The following is a 19,161-nucleotide window of genomic DNA, read 5'->3' on the forward strand; positions in this document are numbered from 1 at the left end:
GGGATACGCGCGCTTGGGAGAGGAGGTGATGCGCAATGCTTCCCAACGTTGGTGATGTCTTTTCGGGGAAGGTCGTCTCGACCGTTCCCTTCGGTTCGTTCATCGAGCACCCCGCCGGTGCACACGGGCTCCTGCACGGCCAGCAGGCCGAGGTCGGTGCCTCCGTGCAGGTGAAGGTGCTCGCGGTGGACGCCGAGCAGCAGCGGTTCAGCCTGGAGCTGGCGTGAGTTGAGTTCCCGGGCAGAGGCGCCCTGCCCGGGCTTTCTCACGCTTTCCGGTAGTCCGCGCACTCGCCGGTCAGGCGGTCGTGCAGGGTTTTGCGGTGCCCTTCCTCGGAGGGCACCGGACCCAGCGCGTCTGCCGGACTCGTGACGCCGTGCAGCAGCCGGTACAACACGACATCCGTTGCGGTGTAAAGCCAATCGTCCGCTCGGCCGGGCGGTGCGGCGGGTCCGAGCATGTTCTCGAACCACGCCGGGAACAGCAGATCACGCGCGACCGCGTCCTCGACGCGGGCGCGGATGAGCCGTCTCGTCCGCGCGATGGCCTCGTTGCCGGCCGACTTGGCAACGGTGTCCTTGGCGTACGTGTCGTCGTCCGGTGCCTCGGGCCGCTCCTGGGCCGTGACGGCCTGCCACTGCTTGTAGTTCTTGCGCCACAACGCTTCCGCTGTCGGCGGCAGGTGCGTCAGGGCCTCGGCCGCGTCGAACGCCTCCAGCGCCCTGCGGTCGTACTCGGCGATGGCCTTGCGGGTGTCCTTCGCCTCCTGCGGCGTGAAAGTCCTGCGCGCGTAGGCTTCCTGGCCGGCCAGGATCTGGGTGAGGAGCGGCTCGGCCACCTCAGGCCAGTCGTCGAAGTCGGCCTTCTGGGTCTCGCCCGCGCGGACCTTCCTGTTGAGCGCCACCAGGAGGCGTTCGAGCCGGTGGACGCTCTCCGCCAGTTCGGTGACGCGGTCGTTGGTCTTCGTGAGCTTGCGGGTGTTGTCCTTGAGCTGGTTCGTCTGGCTCAGCTGGGTGTGCGCCGCCTCGGTCTGGGCGTGGTCGATGCGGGTCTCGAGGGACTTCAGCTCTTTCTTGAGGCGCTCGATCTTGTCGTCCAGCGCCTTGACCGGGTCGATGTTCATCTGAGCGTCCTCCAGGCCCACCACGCGATGCCCGCGGCCGTGACGAGTGCCGCCCAGCCGCTGACCACCGGGGTCAGGAGAGTAGCCGCCAGCGCCGCGCTGATCGCCGCGGTCCGCGCCCTCGGCTCCCAGATGCCGCGGCCGACGGGATCCACCAGGACCGCCGCGGCCGTCGCCACCGCCAGCAGGAGCGACAACAGCGACCAGGCGTCGAACCAGCCCACGGCGACGATCAGCGCCGCCGCCGTCGTCCCGGCGGCGATCGCCCGGTTCGGCACGGTCAGCCTGGCCGCCTCCACGTCCTTGCGGGCCGCCATCACGGCGTCGACCTCGGCGTTCGTGGTGGTGAGGAGGGTGTGGAAGTCGGGGCTGCCGGGGCCTGCGGCTTTCAGGGCTCGTAAGGCTGTTCGCAGGGACTGCTGGCGGTCGGCCAGGCGGGCGAACGGATCGGCTGCCATGCCCCGAAATCGTGATCAAGCCGGGTGGGCGCGGCTAGGCCTGTGGGGGGAGTTGGTCCGGTTGCCGACGAACTTCCCTCACTCGGCCTAGCGCCGCGCCTCAGAACGTCTCGGCTCGTCAGGACTTCCGGCGGGCCTCGGCGGGCCAGACGACCTCGATCGGCACCCCGGACGCCCGCGCCTGCTCCACCACGTCCGCCGTCCCGCCCTTGCCCTGGGCCGGCACGCCGTCCCACACCGCCACGAGCACCTCGACCGAGGCGAGCATGCGCTCGTTGGCCGCCACGTAGGCCAGGCGTCCGCTCGACATGTGCGGGAGGACGCTGACCACCGTGGCGGCGGCGCGCAGTTCGTCGTAGTCGGCCACCTGGTGCGGCTTGAGGCGGTCGCGGTAGTCCAGGGCCGGGAGCACGACCTCCACCTGGCCACCGAGCGCCAGGACGGCCCTGGCGAACACCTGGTCGGCGCCAGGAGCCAGACAGGTCACGCCCACCAGGTCCGTGCCCAGCCGGGTCAGCGCCTCCGTGATGGCGGCCTGGACGGCGGGGACGCACTCCGGGACCAGGTTGCTGTGGCCGGTGATGCCTACGCGCATCAAGCGGTCCGGATCGCTCTGATGGCGTCCCGTGTGTCCTGCACGGCGGGGATGTGGCGGTGCCGTGCCGCTTCCTTGGCGAAGTCCTCCAGCTTGCGCAGGACTCTGCCCGAGGAGAGCTTCGCCGCTGTCGGCAGGACCTCGTTGATCAACCCGCACGCTGCCTCCGGGTCTCCCGCGACCATTTTGGTGCGCGCCAGTCCGATCACGTCGAAGGCGCGGTTGCGCACCTTGGACGGGTCTCGCAGCTCCAGGGCGCGCCGGATGTGTTGTTCGGCGAACACGGCCTGGGCTGGATCGTGCATGGCGAGGTCGCGGCAGCGGGCGCCGATGACGCCCTCCAGCTCGGCCTCGTCGAAACTGTGCAGGTAGCGCGGCTCACCGTCCGCGTCGCGCTGCGCGAAGCTGTCCTGCGCCATGCCCACCGCCTGGTGGAACTCCCGCGTCTTGCCCATCTGGGCGTAGGCCCAGGCCTCGCGGGTGAGCAGGAGGGCCTTGAGGGTCGGCGTTCCTGTTCGACGGGTGCCGTACTGGCCCAGTTGGACCAGCTCCAAGCCGTCCTCCGGGCGGCCCAGGTCGAACATCTGCCTCGCCATCGCGGCCAGGCACAGGGCCGCGAAGCCGTCGTTGTGACCGGCCTTGGCCATGCGGATGGCCAGCACGTAGTAGCGCTGGGCCGCGTTGTGCAGGCCCGCGTCGAACGACATGCTCGCGGCCACCTTCGACAGTTCGGCGCCGATGAAGAACGCGCGTTCCGTCGTCGGGCCGGACGGTGCCCGGCCCAGGCGTTCGGCCAGCTCGTCGAGCTGCCCCAGGACCGCCTTGCGGGCCAGTCCGTAGCCGCCGCGGCCTCCCCAGCCGCGCAGGCCGTCGGCCACGCGTTGCAACGCGAAGAGCTCCTCCTCGCTGATCGCCGAGTGCGACGACCACTTCGACAGGTTCTGCAGGGGGTGCAACCACCGCTGCAGCGGTTCGACCAGTGCTGACCCCACCGTCACCGCGGCGGCTCCGGTGAGCGCCGCTCGTCTGCTGATCGCCAAGTCGCTCCTCGCCGTCTCCTCGACCGAACGGGCAATGCTCGTCGCCTCCCACGGGGCGGCGAGCACGTCTGGCGGGCCCGTTATGGGGGACCCCACCTGAGCTGGGATGACGACTCGGTCGAACCACAGTCGTTCGCCGGGCACACCGAGCACCACCGCGAAATGGCGCAGCCGGTCGAGGCGGTCGATCTGGTTCTCGCCCGACTCGTAACGCGAGAGCTGCGCCTGGCTGATGCCGAGCCACGCCGCCATGCGGTCCTGCGTGACCCTGCTCAGGTGCTGGGGGTGATGCCGGTACGCGGAGATCAGCGCACCCATGTCGCGGTCGACGCACGCCGCCGCGATCGCGGGGTGGTCCCAGAAGTCGTTGGGGACCTCAGGTGGTCCGTGCACGTCCGAACGAGCGTTGCGGCGGCACCGGTGACACAGCCGATCGGAGTTGTCGGCGGCGATGAACGCCCCGCACGGGCAAGCGCGTCTGGATTTGGGTCTCGCTGCATCCATCGGCCTCGCCCCCGTCACTGAGCGTTTTCCCAGTGTACGGACGTGTGATCGTCAGTCCATCCATCTCATGCATAAGACGTAATGGATTCGCGTGTCGCAGTCCTGGTGCCCCCGTGCGGCGGATGAGCTTCATACGTCCGCTGCATGAGGCTCATGCAGCGGACGAGTGGTGTTGGCGGGAAGTGAGAAGCACCCTGCACAACGTCAGGCCGCGGGTCGATCCCCGTGGCGTGGCCAGTGCCTGACCCACCCAACGGGGAGGACAACCGCCGATGAGCCTCACTACCGCGGAAACCGGTACGGGTAGTGCCGGTATCCCACAGAACAGGGGACACGCACGCGCGATCGGGGAGGCCGTCGCCGGCTACCGGTTGCTCGGCTGGCAGGTGACCGTCACCGAGCAGGGTGTGTTCCTCCCACTAGGCCCCGCCACGACCGCGCTGGCGATGCCGGCGCGAATCGGGTCACGAGTGCTGGCCGACCTGAAGTCGCGCATGCTCGCCGGACCGGTCACCGTCATCCCCGGCCCCCGCGAGCACTGGATCTTCCTCGCGGAGCTGGTGGCGTTGCTGCCCACGCACCTCAAGGCGCCGCCGGAAGTGCAGTTCGTGCGCTCGCCGCACCGGATCGCGCTCCCACCCACGATGACCAGGTACGGATCGCTGCGCTGGGCGAACCCGCCGTCGCACTCGCGGCACTGGTTCCCGCCGTTCACCGCAGTGCTGGCGCTGGCCCGGCAGGCCACCGCGGAGGACCACCGCCGATAATCGGTGCTCGTGGATCGTCGATCAGTGTTGTTGTGTGGGCTCGCCGCCGCTTTGAGCGCCTGTGGCGAGCCCGCTCCTCGCAAGACGGGTGGTGCCGGGACCGCTCGCCCCGGGGACCGGGTCGTGGCCGTCTCCTCGGTGCCTGAGGGCAGTGGCTTGCTGGTGGACATGCCCGGCAACGCCCAGCTGTTGGTCGTGCAACCTCGACCGGGTGAATTCCGCGCGTTCAATCCCGCGTGTCCCCATGTCGGTTCCCTGGTCAATCCTCCGGCGGCCGGAGTCATCACCTGCCCGTTGCACGGGAGCGCTTTCGACCCTTTGAGCGGCGCCGTCCGCAAAGGACCTGCGACTTCGGGACTGACCGAGGTCGCCATTGCTCGTTCCGGCGATGATTTGGTGCTCGGCTGAGACCTGTGCATTTGCTGTGCATTGGGCGTCTGACTGAACTCTCGCTGACCGTTCCGCGTAATGCTGTGGTGTGACCCCGAACACCCACCACCACGGAGGATCGGTCGTGAACACCGAAAGCCTGGTCAGCAGGCGAGCGGCGCTCTGCGGAATCGCGGTTGCCCTCGCGGTGCCCAGCGGACTCGTGACCGCCTGCAGCTCAACGGGTACTTCCACGGGCTCGTCTCCCACCTCCGCCGGAGGCTCGGAACCCACTTCGGGAGCCGCTGGTTCCACCGGCACGGCCCTGGTCGCGCTGGCCGACGTGCCTGAAGGCGGCGGCGCCGTCGTGGACGGTCCCGGCGGCCGCAAGATCGTCGTCGCGCGCATCTCCGCCACCGAGGTCAAGGCGTACGACGCCTCCTGCCCGCACCAGGGTTCCGTGGTCGGGGAACCCGCCGGTGGCACCATCACGTGCCCTTCGCACGGCAGCCAGTTCGGTGCGTCCGACGGCTCGGTGAAGAAGGGGCCGGCGACGTCCGGTCTGCGCGCCGTCGCCGTGAAGGTCGACGGCGACCAGGTGGTCCTGACCTGACCCTTTCTGTTTTTGTCAGACCACGTCGATAGTCTTGACGGCGTGGCAGATCCCTCGACGTATCGCCCCGCCGTGGGCACGATTCCTGAGGCTCCCGGCGTCTACAAGTTCCGCGACGCCGGTGGCCGGGTCGTGTACGTCGGCAAGGCGAAGAGCTTGCGCAGCAGGCTGAACTCGTACTTCGCGGATCTGGCCGGGTTGCACCCGCGCACCCGCCAGATGGTGACGACGGCGGCCTCCGTCGAGTGGACGGTGGTCGCCACCGAGGTCGAGGCGCTGCAGCTCGAGTACAACTGGATCAAGGAGTTCGACCCGCGCTTCAACGTCCGGTACCGCGACGACAAGTCGTATCCGGTGCTGGCCGTCACGCTGCACGAGGAGTACCCGCGGCTGCACGTGTACCGCGGCCCGCGCAAGAAGGGCGTGCGCTACTTCGGCCCGTTCGCGCACGCCTGGGCCATCCGTGAGACGTTGGACCTGCTGCTGCGCGTGTTCCCTGCGCGCACGTGCTCGGCGGGCGTTTTCAAGCGGCACAACCAGATCGGCCGCCCGTGCCTGCTCGGGTACATCGACAAGTGCTCGGCGCCGTGCGTCGGCAAGGTGTCGGCGGACGAGCACCGCGACATCGTCCTCGACTTCTGCGACTTCCTCGCGGGCAAGACGGACAACATGGTCCGCCGCCTCGAACGCGAGATGCTCCAGGCGTCGGACGAGCTGGAGTTCGAACGCGCCGCACGCCTGCGCGACGACCTGGGCGCGCTGCGCCGCGCGATGGAGAAGCAGGCCGTCGTCCTCGGCGACGGCACGGACGCCGACGTGATGGCGTTCGCGCAGGACGAGCTCGAAGTCTCGGTCCAGGTCTTTCACGTGCGCGGCGGCCGGGTGCGGGGCCAGCGAGGCTGGGTGCTGGACAAGGTCGAGGCCATCGACGACGGCGCCCTGGTCGACCAGTTCATCATGCAGTTCTACGGCGACGAGACCGAGAACACCCCGCGCGAGGTCCTCGTCCCGGTGCTCCCGGACGACGCTTCCGCGCTGGAAGACCTGCTGTCCGAACAACGAGGCTCACGGGTCGTTCTGCGCGTCCCGCAACGAGGCGACAAGCGCGCGCTGATGGAAACGGTGGCCCGCAACGCCTCCGAAGCCTTCGCGCAGCACAAACTCCGCCGGGCAGGCGACCTCACCGCCCGCTCCGCGGCATTGCAGGAGATCCAGGACGCCCTGGCCCTCGACACCGCACCGCTGCGCATCGAGTGCATCGACATCAGCCACGTCCAGGGCACCGACGTGGTGGCGTCCCTGGTCGTCTTCGAGGACGGCCTGGCCCGCAAGGCCGAATACCGCCGCTTCGCCCTCCGCGAAGCCGCGACGGAAGGCGATGTCGCCTCCATCGCCGAGGTCGTCCGCCGCCGCTTCCAGGCGATGCTGCGCGAAACCGCGTCCGGCGGCCCGAACCCGGGCATAGACCCGGACACCGGCAAACCCCGCAAGTTCGCCTACCCGCCCAACCTCCTGGTGGTGGACGGCGCGGGCCCGCAAGCCGCGGCGGCCTCCGACGTCCTGGCCGAACTGGGCATCACCGACGTGGCCGTGGTGGGCCTGGCGAAACGCCTGGAAGAGGTCTGGGTCCCCGGCGAACCGGACCCGGTGATCCTCCCGCGCAGCAGCGACGGCCTGTACCTGTTGCAACGAGTCCGCGACGAGGCCCACCGCTTCGCCATCGCCTACCACCGCCAGAAGCGCTCGAAGCGCATGACCACCTCCGAGCTGGACGAGGTCCCCGGCCTCGGCGAGACGCGCAAAGCCGCGCTGCTCAAGCACTTCGGCTCGGTGCGGAAGCTGCGACAGGCCACAGTGGACGAGATCAGCGACGTGCCGGGGGTGGGGCGCCGCACCGCGGAGGCCGTGGTGGCGACCTTGGCTTCGGCGGGCGGAAAGTCTTGACGCGTCAGGAGCCGGCGCGCCGCGCGGGTCCGGGTCGGGCGCGCCGCTTTGGTTCGGCGCTGGCCCACCGTGTGAGTCTGGGTCGGGCGCGCCGTGTGGGTCCGGACCTGGTGTGCCACGCGGGTCCGGCTTTGGTGTGCGGGATGGGTTCGGCGCCGGTCCACCACGTGAGTCCGGACCTGGCGTGCCGCAGGGGTTCGGAGTCGGCTCACTGCGTGGGGCCGGATTTGGTGCGCCGCGTGGGTCCGGGTTTGGCGTGCCGCAGGGGTTCGGTGCTAGCTCACCGCGTGAGTCCGGACCTGGCACGCCCCATGATTTCGGAGCCGGCGCGGCCCTGGAGCGTGGAACCGGCGCGACCCTCCAGCGTGGAGCCGGCTTGCGACATCGGCCCAGAGGTGGCCCGCCACCTGAGTGTGCAGCCGACCCGCCATATCGGTCTCGAGGTGGCCGGCACATGAGTCAGGAGCCCGGCCGTAGCGCGGAGGCAGAGGCCGCCGGAGTCGCGAGCACCGTGCCACCACCGGTGCCACCACCGGTGCCACTACCGGTGCCGCCGCCCGTGTCGGCGAAGGCCGAGTCGCTGGCGCGCCGCGCCATGACCGAGGACGTGGCCCTGCGCCCGCTCCCGGCCGCAGCCGCAACCCTCCTCTCCGACCTGCACGCCCCACCGCGTCTGGTCGCGCACCTGCGGGCCGTGCACGACGTGGCGTGCGAACTCGTCGCGTGGGTCGCGGCACACCACCCGTCGGTGACCGTCGACCGGGACGCGGTGCTGTTCGGCGCGGCCACGCACGACATCGGGAAGGTGTTGCACCCCAACGAGTTGTCCGGTCCGGGCTCGGCTCACGAGCCGGCGGGGTACGAGCTGCTGCGGGCTCGCGGCGTCGAGGAACGGCTGGCCCGCTTCGCGCGGACGCACGGGTCGTGGACCGCGGACGGCATCGGGCTGGAGGACCTGCTGGTGAGTCTCGCGGACAAGGTCTGGAAGGCCAAGCGCGTCCCGGACCTGGAACAGCTGGTCACCGCACGTCTCGCCCAAGCCGAACACAAAGAGGCGTGGGAGGTGTTCATGGCGCTGGACGACGAGCTGGACCGGATCGCGTCAGGCGCCGACGTGCGGCTGGCGTTCCAGTCGAGCTATCCGGTCGCACCGTGAAGTCCCTCATCGTTCTCATCAGCCGCAGTGGTCACTTTCGTCCTGCGGGCGTCCCGCGAAACGGGCGAGGATCGTGACCGCGGCCACGGCGCGGCCGTGTCGACCGTCGAACCTGCCGCGCGCGAGGGCCGTTCCAGGGGAGACTGCGTGCCGGGCGTGTCGCGACAGGAGCGCAGCCCAGCACACAGCTCGCCCAAACGAGAGCGCCCAGCAGCGCTCATGAACAGGTAACGGAGTCGTAGTCGTGAACGCGGAGAAGTCCGGCATCGAAGTCGCCGTGGTGACCGGGCTGTCCGGTGCGGGCCGCAGCACCGCGGCCAAGTGCCTGGAGGATCTCGGCTGGTTCGTCGTGGACAACCTGCCGCCGGAACTCATCGCCACCATGGTCGAGCTCGGCGCTCAGGCGCGCGGGGCGATCACGAGGGTCGCTGTCGTCATGGACGTGCGGAGCCGCGCGTTCACCGAGGACCTGGCCGCCATCATCAAGGACCTCGACGCGCGGGGGTACAAGCCGCGCGTGCTCTTCCTCGAAGCCACCGACGACGTGTTGATCCGCCGCTTCGAGGCGGTGCGCCGCGGTCACCCCATGCAGGGCGACGGGCGGTTGCAGGACGGCATCGAGGCCGAGCGGATTCTGCTCACGCCGCTCAAGCAGGAAGCCGACCTGGTGCTCGACACGTCGGCGCTGAGCATTCACCAGTTGCGCGCCAAGATCGAGGACACGTTCGGCACCGAGGCCGCGACGCGCACGCGGGTCACCGTGCTGAGCTTCGGGTACAAGTACGGGCTGCCGATGGACGCCGATCTCGTCATGGACGTGCGGTTCCTGCCCAACCCGTTCTGGATCCCGGAACTGCGCGAGCAGACGGGTCTGGATGGTGAGGTGCGCAACTACGTGCTGTCCCAGGAGGGCGCTGACGAGTTCCTTGATCGGTACCACGAGCTGCTGAGGCTCATCGGTGCCGGTTATCGGCGTGAGGGCAAGCGCTACCTGACGCTCGCGATCGGCTGTACTGGCGGTAAGCACCGCAGTGTGGCCCTGAGCGAAGAGCTGGCCGCGCGGCTGGCTAGCGAGGACGGCATGGCCGTGAAGGTCGTGCACAGGGATCTGGGACGTGAGTGACGAAGTTGAAAGCTGTTGCTTTGGGTGGCGGACACGGGTTGCACGCGACGTTGACCGCGCTCAGACGGGTCACCGACGACGTGACGGCCGTGGTGACCGTCGCGGACGACGGAGGGTCGTCGGGGCGGTTGCGCAGGGAGCTCGAGGACCTGCTTCCGCCGGGTGACCTGCGCAAGGCCATGGCGGCGCTGGCGGGGGAGGACGAGGCCAGCCAGCGCTGGACGTCCCTGTTCAAGCACCGCTTCGGCGGCACGGGGGCGCTCGCCGGCCACGCGGTCGGGAACCTGGTGATCGCCGGGCTGCTCGAGCAGCTCGGCGACCCCGTGGCGGTGCTGGATCTCACGAGCCGGCTGCTCGGCGTCAGGGGCAGGGTGCTGCCGATGTCGAACGATCCGCTCGACATCGAGGCGGACGTCGTGGGCCTCGACGAGGACGAGAAGGACGTGCGGCGCATCCGGGGGCAGGTCGCCATCGCGACCACACCGGGGCTCGTGCAGCGCATCCGGCTGACTGCCCCGAACGGGCGACCTGCCGGCTGCCCGGAAGCAGTACAGGCTGTACTTGACGCCGATGTCGTGGTACTCGGCCCCGGATCGTGGTTCACCAGCGTGTTGCCGCATCTGCTGGTGCCCGAACTGCACGACGCGCTCGTGCACACGCGGGCCAAGAAGGTTCTTGTGCTCAATCTCGTCCCCCAACCGGGTGAAACCGCTGGTTTCTCTCCGGAGCGGCATTTGGACGTAGTCTGCGAACACGCACCCGAGCTGAAGGTGGACGCGGTGATCGCGGACGTCGACTCGGTCCCCACCCCGGACCGGCTGACGCGCGCCGCCTCGGCACTGGGTGCGCGTACGCATCTGGCCAAGATCGCCGCACCGGACGCCGCTGAGCGGCATGATCCGGAGGCACTGGCCGGTTGCCTGAGGCAAGTGGTCGAGGAGACCGGAGTGGGAGGGACAAGCCCGTGGCGATGACGTCGGCGGTCAAGGACGAGCTGAGCAGGCTCGCGGTATCCAAGACCTGTTGCCGCCGCGCGGAGGTGTCCTCCCTGCTCAGGTTCGCCGGGGGCTTGCACATCGTGTCCGGCCGGGTGGTCGTCGAGGCCGAACTCGACCTGGGTTCCGCGGCGCGCAGGCTGCTCAAGGAGATCCAGGCGCTCTACGGCCACCACGCCGAGGTCTTCACGATCCAGTCCAACGGCCTGCGCAAGGGCACCCGGTACGTCGTCCGCGTGGTCAAGGACGGCGAGGGGCTGGCCCGCCAGACCGGACTGCTCGACCCGCGGGGCCGCCCGGTGCGCGGCCTGCCCGCGCCGGTCGTGTCCGGTGGTGTCTGCGATGCCGAGGCCGCGTGGCGCGGTGCCTTCCTGGCGCACGGCTCGCTGACCGAACCCGGTCGCAGCTCGTCGCTCGAGATCACCTGCCCCGGTCCCGAGGCGGCGCTGGCACTGGTCGGCGCGGCCCGCAGGATGGGCATCTCGTCCAAGTCGCGCGAGGTCCGCGGGGCCGAGCGCGTGGTGATAAGGGATGGCGACGCCATCGGGGCGATGCTGACCAAGCTCGGCGCGCACGACAGCGTGATGGCGTGGGAAGAGCGCCGGATGCGGCGTGAGGTCCGCGCCACCGCCAACCGGCTCGCGAACTTCGACGACGCGAACCTGCGCCGTTCGGCCCGTGCGGCCGTCGCTGCGGCGGCACGAGTCGCACGGGCGCTCGAGATCCTCGGACCGGAGGCGCCGGACCACCTGGCCGCCGCCGGGCAGCTCAGGCTCGCGCACCGGCAGGCGTCGTTGGAGGAGCTGGGGCAGCTGTCCGACCCTCAGATGACCAAGGACGCGGTGGCAGGCCGTATAAGGCGTCTGCTGGCCATGGCGGACAAGCGGGCCAAGGACCTGGGACTGCCGGACACCGAGTCCGCGGTCACGGCGGACATGCTCGAGGCCGAGGTCTAAGAGGTGTGCCGGCCCGCCCACACGGCGAGCTGAGCCCGTGAGCGCAGTCCCAGTTTCGAACGGGCGTGCGTGACGTGCCGGGCAACGGTGTGCGGTGAGATTCCGAGCCGTTGCCCGATCTGCCGGTTCGTCAGGCCTTCCGCCACGAGCGTCGCCACGTGCCGTTCGCGCGCGGAGATCACGTCGTCGGACTCGGCGAGCGGCTGCGCGGTCAGGGCGTAGGAAATGGCCTGTGCCAACGACATCCGCTCGCCCGTCGACTCGGCGGCCCGCAGCCGCGCGGCGGTGATCCGGTCGCGGCAGACGGCCCGTGCGTCGTCGAGCAGGTCCTGCCAGTACGGCTCGGCGCGGAACGCGTAGCGGGTGCGGACGACGGAGGCGGACGTCAGCAGCGAGAGCGCGCGTTCGTCGTCGGACCCCACACCGACCAGCCCGAGCGCCAGCCCCTCCAGGTCGTAGAACTGGTCCATCGGGTGCTCCGACCCCACCTCCAGGCTCTCCCGGAACAGGTCGACGGCCTCCGGAAAGCTCTTGCGCGCCAACGCGATCGCGCCCGCGCTGTGCAGCACGGGGTTCAGCATGTGCGGCAGGCCGATCAACCGGGTCAGCGTCAACGCCTCGCGCACCAGCGGCGCCGCCCGGTCCGCGAAACCGTGCTGCAGCAACGTCCAGCCGTAGGAGTTCAGCAGGATGGCGCGCGCGAGCTGGTCGTCCGAGTCGCGCAGCAGCACGGCGGCCTCGTCGAACAGCTGCCAGGCCACCGCGGGATCACCGGTGTGGGCCTCGGCGGAGGCGAGCACCTCCAGCGCGCGGGCCGTCGTGCCGGGACGGCAGGCGTCGGCGCGTTCGATGGCCAGCGACTCCTCGGCGAACCGGCGGGTCACGTGCCAGCCGCCGCGCACCCGGTGGTGCATCGCGGCCAGCACCGAGAGGACGCTGCGGTACGCCTGGGGCATCGGCCGGGTCAGCGCCTGGTGCAGCAACTCGGTGGGAGCACCGCGTGGTCCGCGCGGGGTCGACGTCCAGGCCGTGGCGACGATCGTGAGGGCGTGCCGCGACCAGTCGCCGGTGTCCGCCGTCCTGGCCACTGCCAGTTCGAGCAGGCCCACGTTGCGGTCCAGGCGCAACACGACCGGCGGCGACGGGAAGAACGACGAGATCTCCGGCTCCACGACCGAACACACCCACTCGACCACACGGTCGGCCACAAGAGAGACGTCTCCGTGCGCGATGGCGCGCTCATGGCAGTAGAGACGCACCGATTCGAGCTGACGGAACGTCGTGTGCCCACCGACCCGTTCCGCGACCAGCAGCGACTTCTGCTCGAGGCCGGTCAGCAGCTCCAGGGCGTCGGGAACACCGCAGACCGCGCTCGCCACCCCGAGGTCGAACGGCACGCCCAGCACCGCGAGCCGGCGCGAGGCCGCCTGCTCCTCCTCGGACAGCAGGTCGTAGCTCCAGCCGATCGCGGCCCGCAGCGTGCGGTGCCGGTCGTCGGCGGCGCGCGGCCCACCGGTCAGCAACGCGAGCCGGTCGCCCAACCGGGCAAGGACGTCGGCGGGGGACAGCACGGTGATGCGCCGCGCGGCCAGTTCGATGGCCAGCGGCATGCCGTCCAACGACCGGCACACGGCGACGACGTCGGCGACGTTCGACGCGTCCACCTCGAACGAGCGGTCCACTGACACGGCACGGTCGCGGAAGAGCACCACTGCGTCGTGACGCAGAGCTTCGGCGAGGTCGGCGTCCGCGGGCGGCAGCTCCAGCTCACCGACCGCGAAGACCTGTTCTCCGGCAAGGCGAAGAGGCTCCCGCGACGTCACCAGCACGCGCAGCCGCGGGCAGCCCGCCAGGAGCTCCGCCACCACGTCGCCGACGTCGAGCAGCAGGTGCTCGCAGTTGTCGAGCACGAGCAACGGCCGCCGGTGCTGCTCGATCTCGGCGATCACGGCGTCGCGCACCGACCGGTTGGGCAACGGGTGCGCGCCGACCGCGTGGTAGATCGCCTGGACGGCGTCGGACGCAGGTGCCAGCGCCGCCCACCACGTCTGATCAGCACGTTTGCTCACGTGCTGGACGGCCAGCCTGGTCTTGCCCGCGCCCGCCGGGCCGACCAGCGAGACGAGCCGGTCCGCACCGAGGCGCGCCAGCGCGGCCAGTTCCTCGCGGCGGCCGACGAAGGTGTCGAGCGGCGCCGGGAGCGCGGTGTCATGCGGGGAGTCGTCGCGTGCCGAGCTGCGTTCGCGGTACGCGCGTTGACGGCAGGCGTTGGAGCAGTAGCGTCGGCCCGCGACCGCTTCGGTGAGCGGGTTTCCACATGTCACGCAGGCGGCATTGGCCGTCATGACCATTGACCGTACCGGCGCGTAACGGTCCGTAACACCCGCTGTTTCGGGGTATTGAAGGGTCCTTCCGACCCTCGACAGGATCCCTTCATGACAGCCCAGAGCAGACCAGCGAACCCGCTCGTCCCGCCGCAGGACCGGCAGGTGGTGGACGAGTGGCTCGCCCGGATCACGGCGGTCGTCGGAAGAGACGCGAAGGACACCGGTCCGGAGGCTTGCCGCACCGCCGCGGAGGCGGCAGAGGAACTGAGCGCGTACCTCTGGATGCTCCGCGCGCTGCGCCGCCGAACGGCCTAATCAGGACAGGTTTTTCTGGCTCGATCAAGAGATACTCACTATCCCTGTGACCAGGGACGCAGTTCGGCAGATAGGGTGGGCTTGTTCCTACCAAGCTGAACGCAAGGAGTCAGTCGTGACGGTTCGTGTAGGTGTCAACGGTTTCGGTCGCATCGGGCGCAACTTCTTCCGCGCCGTGAGGGCCGGCGGCCACGACATCGAGATCGTCGCGTTCAACGACCTCGGTGACGTCGCCACGATGGCGCACCTGCTGAAGTACGACAGCATCCTCGGTCGACTGGACGCCGACGTGCAGGTCACCGACGAGGGCATCTCCGTCGACGGCAAGGTCATCAAGGCCCTCGCCGAGCGCAACCCGGGCGCTCTGCCCTGGAAGGACCTCGGCGTCGACGTCGTGGTCGAGTCCACCGGCTTCTTCACCGACGCCACCAAGGCCCGCGCGCACGTGGACGAGGGCGGCGCCAAGAAGGTCATCATCTCCGCGCCCGCCAAGAACGAGGACCTCACCGTCGTCATCGGCGCGAACGAGGAGAAGTTCGACGGCTCGCAGACGATCATCTCGAACGCGTCCTGCACCACGAACTGCCTCGCGCCGCTGGCCAAGGTCCTCAACGACAGCTTCGGCGTCGAGCAGGGCCTCATGACCACGATCCACGCGTACACGCAGGACCAGAACCTGCAGGACGCACCGCACAGCGACCTCCGCCGTGCCCGCGCCGCCGCGCTGAACATCGTCCCGACCTCCACGGGTGCCGCGAAGGCCATCGGCCTGGTGCTGCCGGAGCTCAAGGGCAAGCTCGACGGCTACGCGCTGCGCGTGCCGATCCCCACGGGCTCGGCCACCGACCTGACCGTCACGCTCAAGCGCGAGGTCACCGTCGAAGAGGTCAACGCCGCGTACAAGGCCGCCGCCGAGGGCCCGCTGGCCGGCATCCTCAAGTACTCGACGGACCCGATCGTGTCGGCCGACATCGTCACCGACCCGCACTCGTGCATCTACGACGCGCCGCTGACCAAGGTCATCGGCAACCAGGTCAAGGTCGTCGGCTGGTACGACAACGAGTGGGGCTACTCCAACCGCCTCGCGGACCTGGTCAAGCTCGTCGCCGCCAAGATCTGAGCAGGGGCGGACGAAGTCAGTGAAGACTCTCAGCGACCTGCTCGCCGAGGGTGTCGCGGGTCGGCGCGTACTCGTACGCGCCGACCTGAACGTCCCCCTCGATGGCGACAAGATCACCGACGACGGCCGTGTGCGCGCGTCGGTGCCGACGATCAAGGCGCTCGCCGACGCGGGTGCCCGCGTGATCGTCACCGCTCACCTCGGCCGCCCCAAGGGCGAGCCGGACCCCCAGTTCTCCCTGGCCCCGGCCGCCGCTCGCCTCGGTGAGCTGCTCGGCACCGAGGTCGCGCTCGCGAGCGACCTGGTCGGCCCGTCCGCCACCTCGGTGGTCGGCGCGCTCACCGACGGTGGCGTCGTGATGCTGGAGAACGTCCGCTTCGACGCCCGTGAGACCTCGAAGGACGACGCCGAGCGCGCCGCACTGGCCGAGGAGCTCGCGGCGTTCGCGGACGCGTTCGTGTCCGACGGTTTCGGTGTCGTGCACCGCAAGCAGGCCTCGGTCTACGACGTGGCGCAGAAGCTGCCCGCGTACGTCGGCGGTCTCGTCGAGACCGAGCTCGGCGTGCTCAAGAAGCTCACCGACGACCTGGAGCGCCCGTACGTCGTGGTGCTCGGCGGCGCGAAGGTGTCCGACAAGCTCGGCGTCATCGCGAACCTGCTGGCCAAGGTCGACCGGCTGCTCGTCGGCGGCGGCATGGCGTACACGTTCCTCAAGGCCCAGGGCCACGAGGTCGGCACGTCGCTGCTGCAGTCCGACCAGCTCGACCAGGTTCGCGGCTTCCTCGAAGAGGCCGACAAGCGCGGCGTCGAGCTCGTGCTGCCGGTCGACGTGCTGGTCACGGCCGAGTTCGGCAGCGTCGAGCACGACGTCGTCGGCACCGACTCGATCCCCGCCGACAAGATGGGCCTCGACATCGGCCCGAAGTCGCGCGAGCTGTTCGCGTCGAAGCTCGCCGACGCCAAGACCGTGTTCTGGAACGGCCCGATGGGCGTCTTCGAGATCGAGACCTACGCCGGTGGCACGCGTGCCGTCGCGGAGGCCCTGGTCAAGTCCGAGGCGTTCACCGTCGTCGGTGGTGGCGACTCGGCTGCCGCGGTGCGTGCGCTGGGTCTGCCCGAGGACGGCTTCTCGCACATCTCCACCGGTGGTGGCGCCTCTCTCGAGTACCTCGAGGGCAAGGAACTCCCCGGCATCAGCGTTTTGGAGTCCTGATGGCAGCCCGGCTCCCGCTCATCGCGGGCAACTGGAAGATGAACCTCAACCACCTCGAGGCGATCGGTCTCGTGCAGAAGATCGCCTTCTCCCTCCCGGAGAAGTACTTCGCCAAGGTCGAGGTGGCCGTTCTTCCCCCGTTCGTCGACATCCGCAGCATCCAGACGCTGGTCGACGGCGACAAGCTGCTCCTCAAGTACGGCGCGCAGGACATCTCGCAGCACGACTCCGGTGCCTACACCGGTGAGGTGTCCGGCCCGATGCTCGCGAAGCTCGGCTGCGACTACGTGACGGTGGGTCACTCGGAGCGGCGCGAGTACCACGGCGAGACGGACGCCATCGTCAACGCCAAGGTCAAGGCGGCGCTGAAGGTCGAGGTCACCCCGATCTTCTGCTTCGGCGAGAAGCTCGACGTCCGCGAGGCCAAGGGGCACCTGGAGCTGGTGCGCCAGCAGCTGGAGGACGGCCTCAAGGGCTTCACGGCCGAGCAGGTCGCCAAGATCGTGTTCGCCTACGAGCCCGTCTGGGCCATCGGCACCGGTCGCACCGCCTCCTCCGCCGACGCGCAGGAGGTGTGCTCGCTGGTCCGCTCGTTCGTCGCGGAGAAGTACGGCGAGGAGACCGCGGCCGTCGTCCGGGTGCTCTACGGCGGTTCGGTCAAGTCGTCGAACATCAGCGAACTGATCGGGCAGAAGGACATCGACGGCGCTCTCGTCGGCGGTGCCAGCCTTCAGGCCGACGAATTCACCAAGCTGTGCGCATTGGCTGCCGGCGGGCCTCTACCCTAAGTTGATCTGGATAAACCCTTAACCCCACTGGTTGCACACGTTCGGCAGTCGAACAGGTACTCTATGGCGTCGGCTGCCTGACAGCGAGGAAGAAATGATCCTGTTCCTGCAGATCCTGTTGATCGTCTCCAGCGTGCTGCTGGTGCTGCTCGTGCTGTTGCACCGCGGCCGTGGTGGCGGCCTTTCTTCGCTGTTCGGCGGCGGTATGCAGTCGAGTCTGTCCGGTTCCTCCGTTGTCGAGAAGAACCTCGATCGCCTGACGCTGTTCGTCGGTGCGGTCTGGATCATCGCCATCGTGGGCATCGGACTCCTGATCAAGCTGCCTCCGTCAGCCTGATCAACCGTTCAGCGGCAGAAGCCCTCAGGGGCTTGGAGTAACCACTTGGTGGGGGTGTAACGGTCGATGTCCGGTGGTAACGCGATTCGCGGTACCCGCGTCGGCGCAGGCCCGATGGGCGAATCGGAACGCGGCGAGTCCGCGCCCCGTCGTCGGGTGTCGTACTGGTGCGCGAACGGTCACGAGTCCCGGCCTTCCTTCGCGGTCGAGGCGGAGGTCCCGGAGAGCTGGGACTGCCCGCGCTGCGGCCTGCCGGCAGGTCGTGACGAGCAGACGCCGCCCGCGCCGCCGCGCAACGAGCCGTACAAGACGCACCTTGCGTACGTGAAGGAGCGGCGCTCCGACGCGGACGGCGAGGCGATCCTCGAAGAGGCTCTCGCCAAGCTGCGCCGCCAGCGCGAAGAGCCGTAAGGCTCGGATCTTCGAACAATGCGAAAGGCCCCCTCATCCTGCGGAGAGGGGGCCTTTCGCATATCTCTTATCGCCGCAGTCCCGAGAACTGACGGCGCAGCATCGCGGCACCGACGAGCAGGAAGAACAACAGCACCACGAGCGTGCTGGTCGTACCGCCGGACGAACTCGACAGCGTCACGTCCACGTTGCCCACGAGCACGATGCCGCACTCCGCGCGCACCTTGTGGCGGCCGGGCTCGATGTTCGCGAACTTCACCGGCGACCGGAAGGTGCCGTTCTCGTCCGCGGTCGTCTTGCCGACGTCCTGGCCCAGCGACTTCAGCGTCACGTTCGCGCCCTTGGGACAGCCCGTACCGGTCGCGGTCAGGTCGTCACCGGGCTGGATGTTCTCCTTGTCCAGGACCAGCACGCCGTCGTCGGGGTTGGTCAGCGCGTCGGTGGACGAGGACGGGGCCGACGAGTCCGTGGTGGTGGTCGTCGTCGTGGTCGTCGTGCCCGGAGTCGTGGTGGTGACGACCGGTGGACGCGTCGTCACGGGCGGGTTGGTGACCGGCGGGTTCGTCACCGGCGGAACGGTGACGGGCGGCTTGGTCGTCGTGGTGACCGGGGGTGGCGGCACGATCACGCGCAACGCGGTGCCCGCGACACCGCACTTCGTGTTCGTCGACCGGGCTTCGAGCTTGTGGCTACCGGCACTGGTGCCGGCGGGCACGGTGGCCCCGACCGAGCCGCTGGAGGCCGAGCCCGCGGTCGCGATCTGGGCGCCGTCCAGCGTGAAGATGATGCTGACGGCACGACACGTAACGAATCCGCCCCAGGAAATGGTCACGGGGCCGCCTGCTGTGGCAGGCTGCGGCGCCGCGGTCACACTGGGCGGCTGCTGGGCCGCGGCCGGTGTGGCGACCAGCACCGTAACACCGGCCATCATGGCCACGAGTAAGCCTAAAGACCGCATTCCCTCTCCCCGGATCAGAACCTAAGGTGCGCTAGTGAGACGTCGCATG

21 protein-coding genes are annotated in these 19,161 nt (G+C 69.5%); 15 read left to right on the forward strand and 6 right to left on the reverse strand.

Going from position 1 to position 19,161, the window contains the following annotated elements; genetic code table 11:
* Positions 1-35: 35 nt before the first annotated feature.
* On the forward strand, positions 36-227 hold the full coding sequence (locus tag ACIQF0_RS27365; RefSeq protein WP_189155947.1) for a S1 RNA-binding domain-containing protein: 192 nt from the start codon (positions 36-38) through the stop codon (positions 225-227).
* A gap of 38 nt (positions 228-265) precedes the next feature.
* Here ACIQF0_RS27365 and ACIQF0_RS27370 read toward each other — a convergent pair whose 3' ends face one another.
* From ACIQF0_RS27370 to ACIQF0_RS27385, 4 genes are all read right to left on the reverse strand, one after another.
* The gene (locus tag ACIQF0_RS27370; RefSeq protein WP_401033738.1) at positions 266-1,123 is read right to left on the reverse strand and encodes a hypothetical protein; all 858 of its coding nucleotides are present in this window, start codon (positions 1,121-1,123) and stop codon (positions 266-268) included.
* Positions 1,120-1,581 carry a hypothetical protein gene (locus tag ACIQF0_RS27375; protein WP_401033740.1) on the reverse strand — a complete coding sequence of 154 codons (462 nt, stop codon included), beginning with the start codon at positions 1,579-1,581 and terminating at the stop codon, positions 1,120-1,122. The genes ACIQF0_RS27370 and ACIQF0_RS27375 overlap by 4 nt, the downstream gene beginning before the upstream one ends.
* 118 nt (positions 1,582-1,699) lie before the next feature.
* The gene (locus tag ACIQF0_RS27380) at positions 1,700-2,176 is read right to left on the reverse strand and encodes a hypothetical protein (protein WP_401033742.1); all 477 of its coding nucleotides are present in this window, start codon (positions 2,174-2,176) and stop codon (positions 1,700-1,702) included.
* Complete coding sequence (locus ACIQF0_RS27385; protein ID WP_401033743.1) at positions 2,176-3,609, reverse strand: helix-turn-helix domain-containing protein; 1,434 nt, start codon at positions 3,607-3,609, stop codon at positions 2,176-2,178. The genes ACIQF0_RS27380 and ACIQF0_RS27385 overlap by 1 nt, the downstream gene beginning before the upstream one ends.
* A 383-nt stretch (positions 3,610-3,992) precedes the next feature.
* Between ACIQF0_RS27385 and ACIQF0_RS27390 the strand changes: the two genes are divergently transcribed.
* The 8 genes from ACIQF0_RS27390 (at position 3,993) to whiA (ending at position 11,643) form a co-directional block, all read left to right on the forward strand.
* Positions 3,993-4,487: a hypothetical protein gene (locus tag ACIQF0_RS27390; RefSeq protein ID WP_093601255.1), complete on the forward strand. Its 495-nt coding sequence runs from the start codon at positions 3,993-3,995 to the stop codon at positions 4,485-4,487.
* Positions 4,488-4,610: 123 nt separating this feature from the next.
* On the forward strand, positions 4,611-4,895 hold the full coding sequence (locus ACIQF0_RS27395; protein WP_401033747.1) for a Rieske (2Fe-2S) protein: 285 nt from the start codon (positions 4,611-4,613) through the stop codon (positions 4,893-4,895).
* Between the two features lie 106 nt (positions 4,896-5,001).
* Positions 5,002-5,469: a Rieske (2Fe-2S) protein gene (locus ACIQF0_RS27400; RefSeq protein ID WP_360031428.1), complete on the forward strand. Its 468-nt coding sequence runs from the start codon at positions 5,002-5,004 to the stop codon at positions 5,467-5,469.
* Positions 5,470-5,511: 42 nt separating this feature from the next.
* Positions 5,512-7,413 carry an excinuclease ABC subunit UvrC gene (gene uvrC, locus ACIQF0_RS27405; RefSeq protein ID WP_360031426.1) on the forward strand — a complete coding sequence of 634 codons (1,902 nt, stop codon included), beginning with the start codon at positions 5,512-5,514 and terminating at the stop codon, positions 7,411-7,413.
* 454 nt (positions 7,414-7,867) lie between these two features.
* Entirely contained in the window at positions 7,868-8,569 is a 702-nt protein-coding gene (locus ACIQF0_RS27410; protein WP_401033750.1) for an HD domain-containing protein, read from the forward strand.
* 265 nt (positions 8,570-8,834) lie between these two features.
* A complete protein-coding gene (gene rapZ / locus ACIQF0_RS27415) occupies positions 8,835-9,692 on the forward strand; it encodes an RNase adapter RapZ (RefSeq protein WP_167971916.1) in 858 nt (285 codons plus the stop codon).
* Positions 9,693-9,697: 5 nt separating this feature from the next.
* On the forward strand, positions 9,698-10,666 hold the full coding sequence (yvcK, locus tag ACIQF0_RS27420; protein ID WP_401033915.1) for a uridine diphosphate-N-acetylglucosamine-binding protein YvcK: 969 nt from the start codon (positions 9,698-9,700) through the stop codon (positions 10,664-10,666).
* Entirely contained in the window at positions 10,657-11,643 is a 987-nt protein-coding gene (gene whiA, locus ACIQF0_RS27425; protein ID WP_089912944.1) for a DNA-binding protein WhiA, read from the forward strand. The genes yvcK and whiA overlap by 10 nt, the downstream gene beginning before the upstream one ends.
* On the opposite strand, the gene ACIQF0_RS27430 is transcribed toward whiA, so the two are convergent.
* Positions 11,640-13,988, reverse strand: coding sequence for an ATP-binding protein (locus ACIQF0_RS27430; protein ID WP_401033753.1), 2,349 nt, complete (start codon positions 13,986-13,988; stop codon positions 11,640-11,642). The two genes, whiA and ACIQF0_RS27430, sit on opposite strands and share 4 nt — an antisense overlap.
* A 90-nt stretch (positions 13,989-14,078) precedes the next feature.
* Here ACIQF0_RS27430 and ACIQF0_RS27435 point away from each other — a divergent pair, with 90 nt between their 5' ends.
* From ACIQF0_RS27435 to ACIQF0_RS27460, 6 genes are all read left to right on the forward strand, one after another.
* Positions 14,079-14,285 carry a hypothetical protein gene (locus ACIQF0_RS27435; protein ID WP_360031420.1) on the forward strand — a complete coding sequence of 69 codons (207 nt, stop codon included), beginning with the start codon at positions 14,079-14,081 and terminating at the stop codon, positions 14,283-14,285.
* A gap of 115 nt (positions 14,286-14,400) precedes the next feature.
* Positions 14,401-15,405 (forward strand): type I glyceraldehyde-3-phosphate dehydrogenase, encoded by a 1,005-nt coding sequence (gene gap / locus ACIQF0_RS27440; RefSeq protein WP_360031419.1) that lies wholly within the window; start codon positions 14,401-14,403, stop codon positions 15,403-15,405.
* A 19-nt stretch (positions 15,406-15,424) separates the two neighbouring features.
* Positions 15,425-16,618 carry a phosphoglycerate kinase gene (locus tag ACIQF0_RS27445; RefSeq protein ID WP_360031417.1) on the forward strand — a complete coding sequence of 398 codons (1,194 nt, stop codon included), beginning with the start codon at positions 15,425-15,427 and terminating at the stop codon, positions 16,616-16,618.
* On the forward strand, positions 16,618-17,406 hold the full coding sequence (gene tpiA, locus ACIQF0_RS27450) for a triose-phosphate isomerase (RefSeq protein WP_360031415.1): 789 nt from the start codon (positions 16,618-16,620) through the stop codon (positions 17,404-17,406). The genes ACIQF0_RS27445 and tpiA overlap by 1 nt, the downstream gene beginning before the upstream one ends.
* Positions 17,407-17,500: 94 nt before the next feature.
* On the forward strand, positions 17,501-17,743 hold the full coding sequence (gene secG, locus ACIQF0_RS27455; RefSeq protein WP_360031413.1) for a preprotein translocase subunit SecG: 243 nt from the start codon (positions 17,501-17,503) through the stop codon (positions 17,741-17,743).
* A 66-nt stretch (positions 17,744-17,809) separates the two neighbouring features.
* Positions 17,810-18,154, forward strand: coding sequence for an RNA polymerase-binding protein RbpA (locus tag ACIQF0_RS27460; RefSeq protein WP_030478110.1), 345 nt, complete (start codon positions 17,810-17,812; stop codon positions 18,152-18,154).
* A gap of 67 nt (positions 18,155-18,221) precedes the next feature.
* Here the strand turns inward: ACIQF0_RS27460 and ACIQF0_RS27465 are convergent, their stop codons facing one another.
* Positions 18,222-19,085: a hypothetical protein gene (locus ACIQF0_RS27465; protein ID WP_401033759.1), complete on the reverse strand. Its 864-nt coding sequence runs from the start codon at positions 19,083-19,085 to the stop codon at positions 18,222-18,224.
* Positions 19,086-19,161 lie beyond the last annotated feature (76 nt).

It is taken from the genome of Lentzea sp. NPDC092896 (assembly GCF_044754905.1).
GTDB lineage: Bacteria > Actinomycetota > Actinomycetes > Mycobacteriales > Pseudonocardiaceae > Lentzea.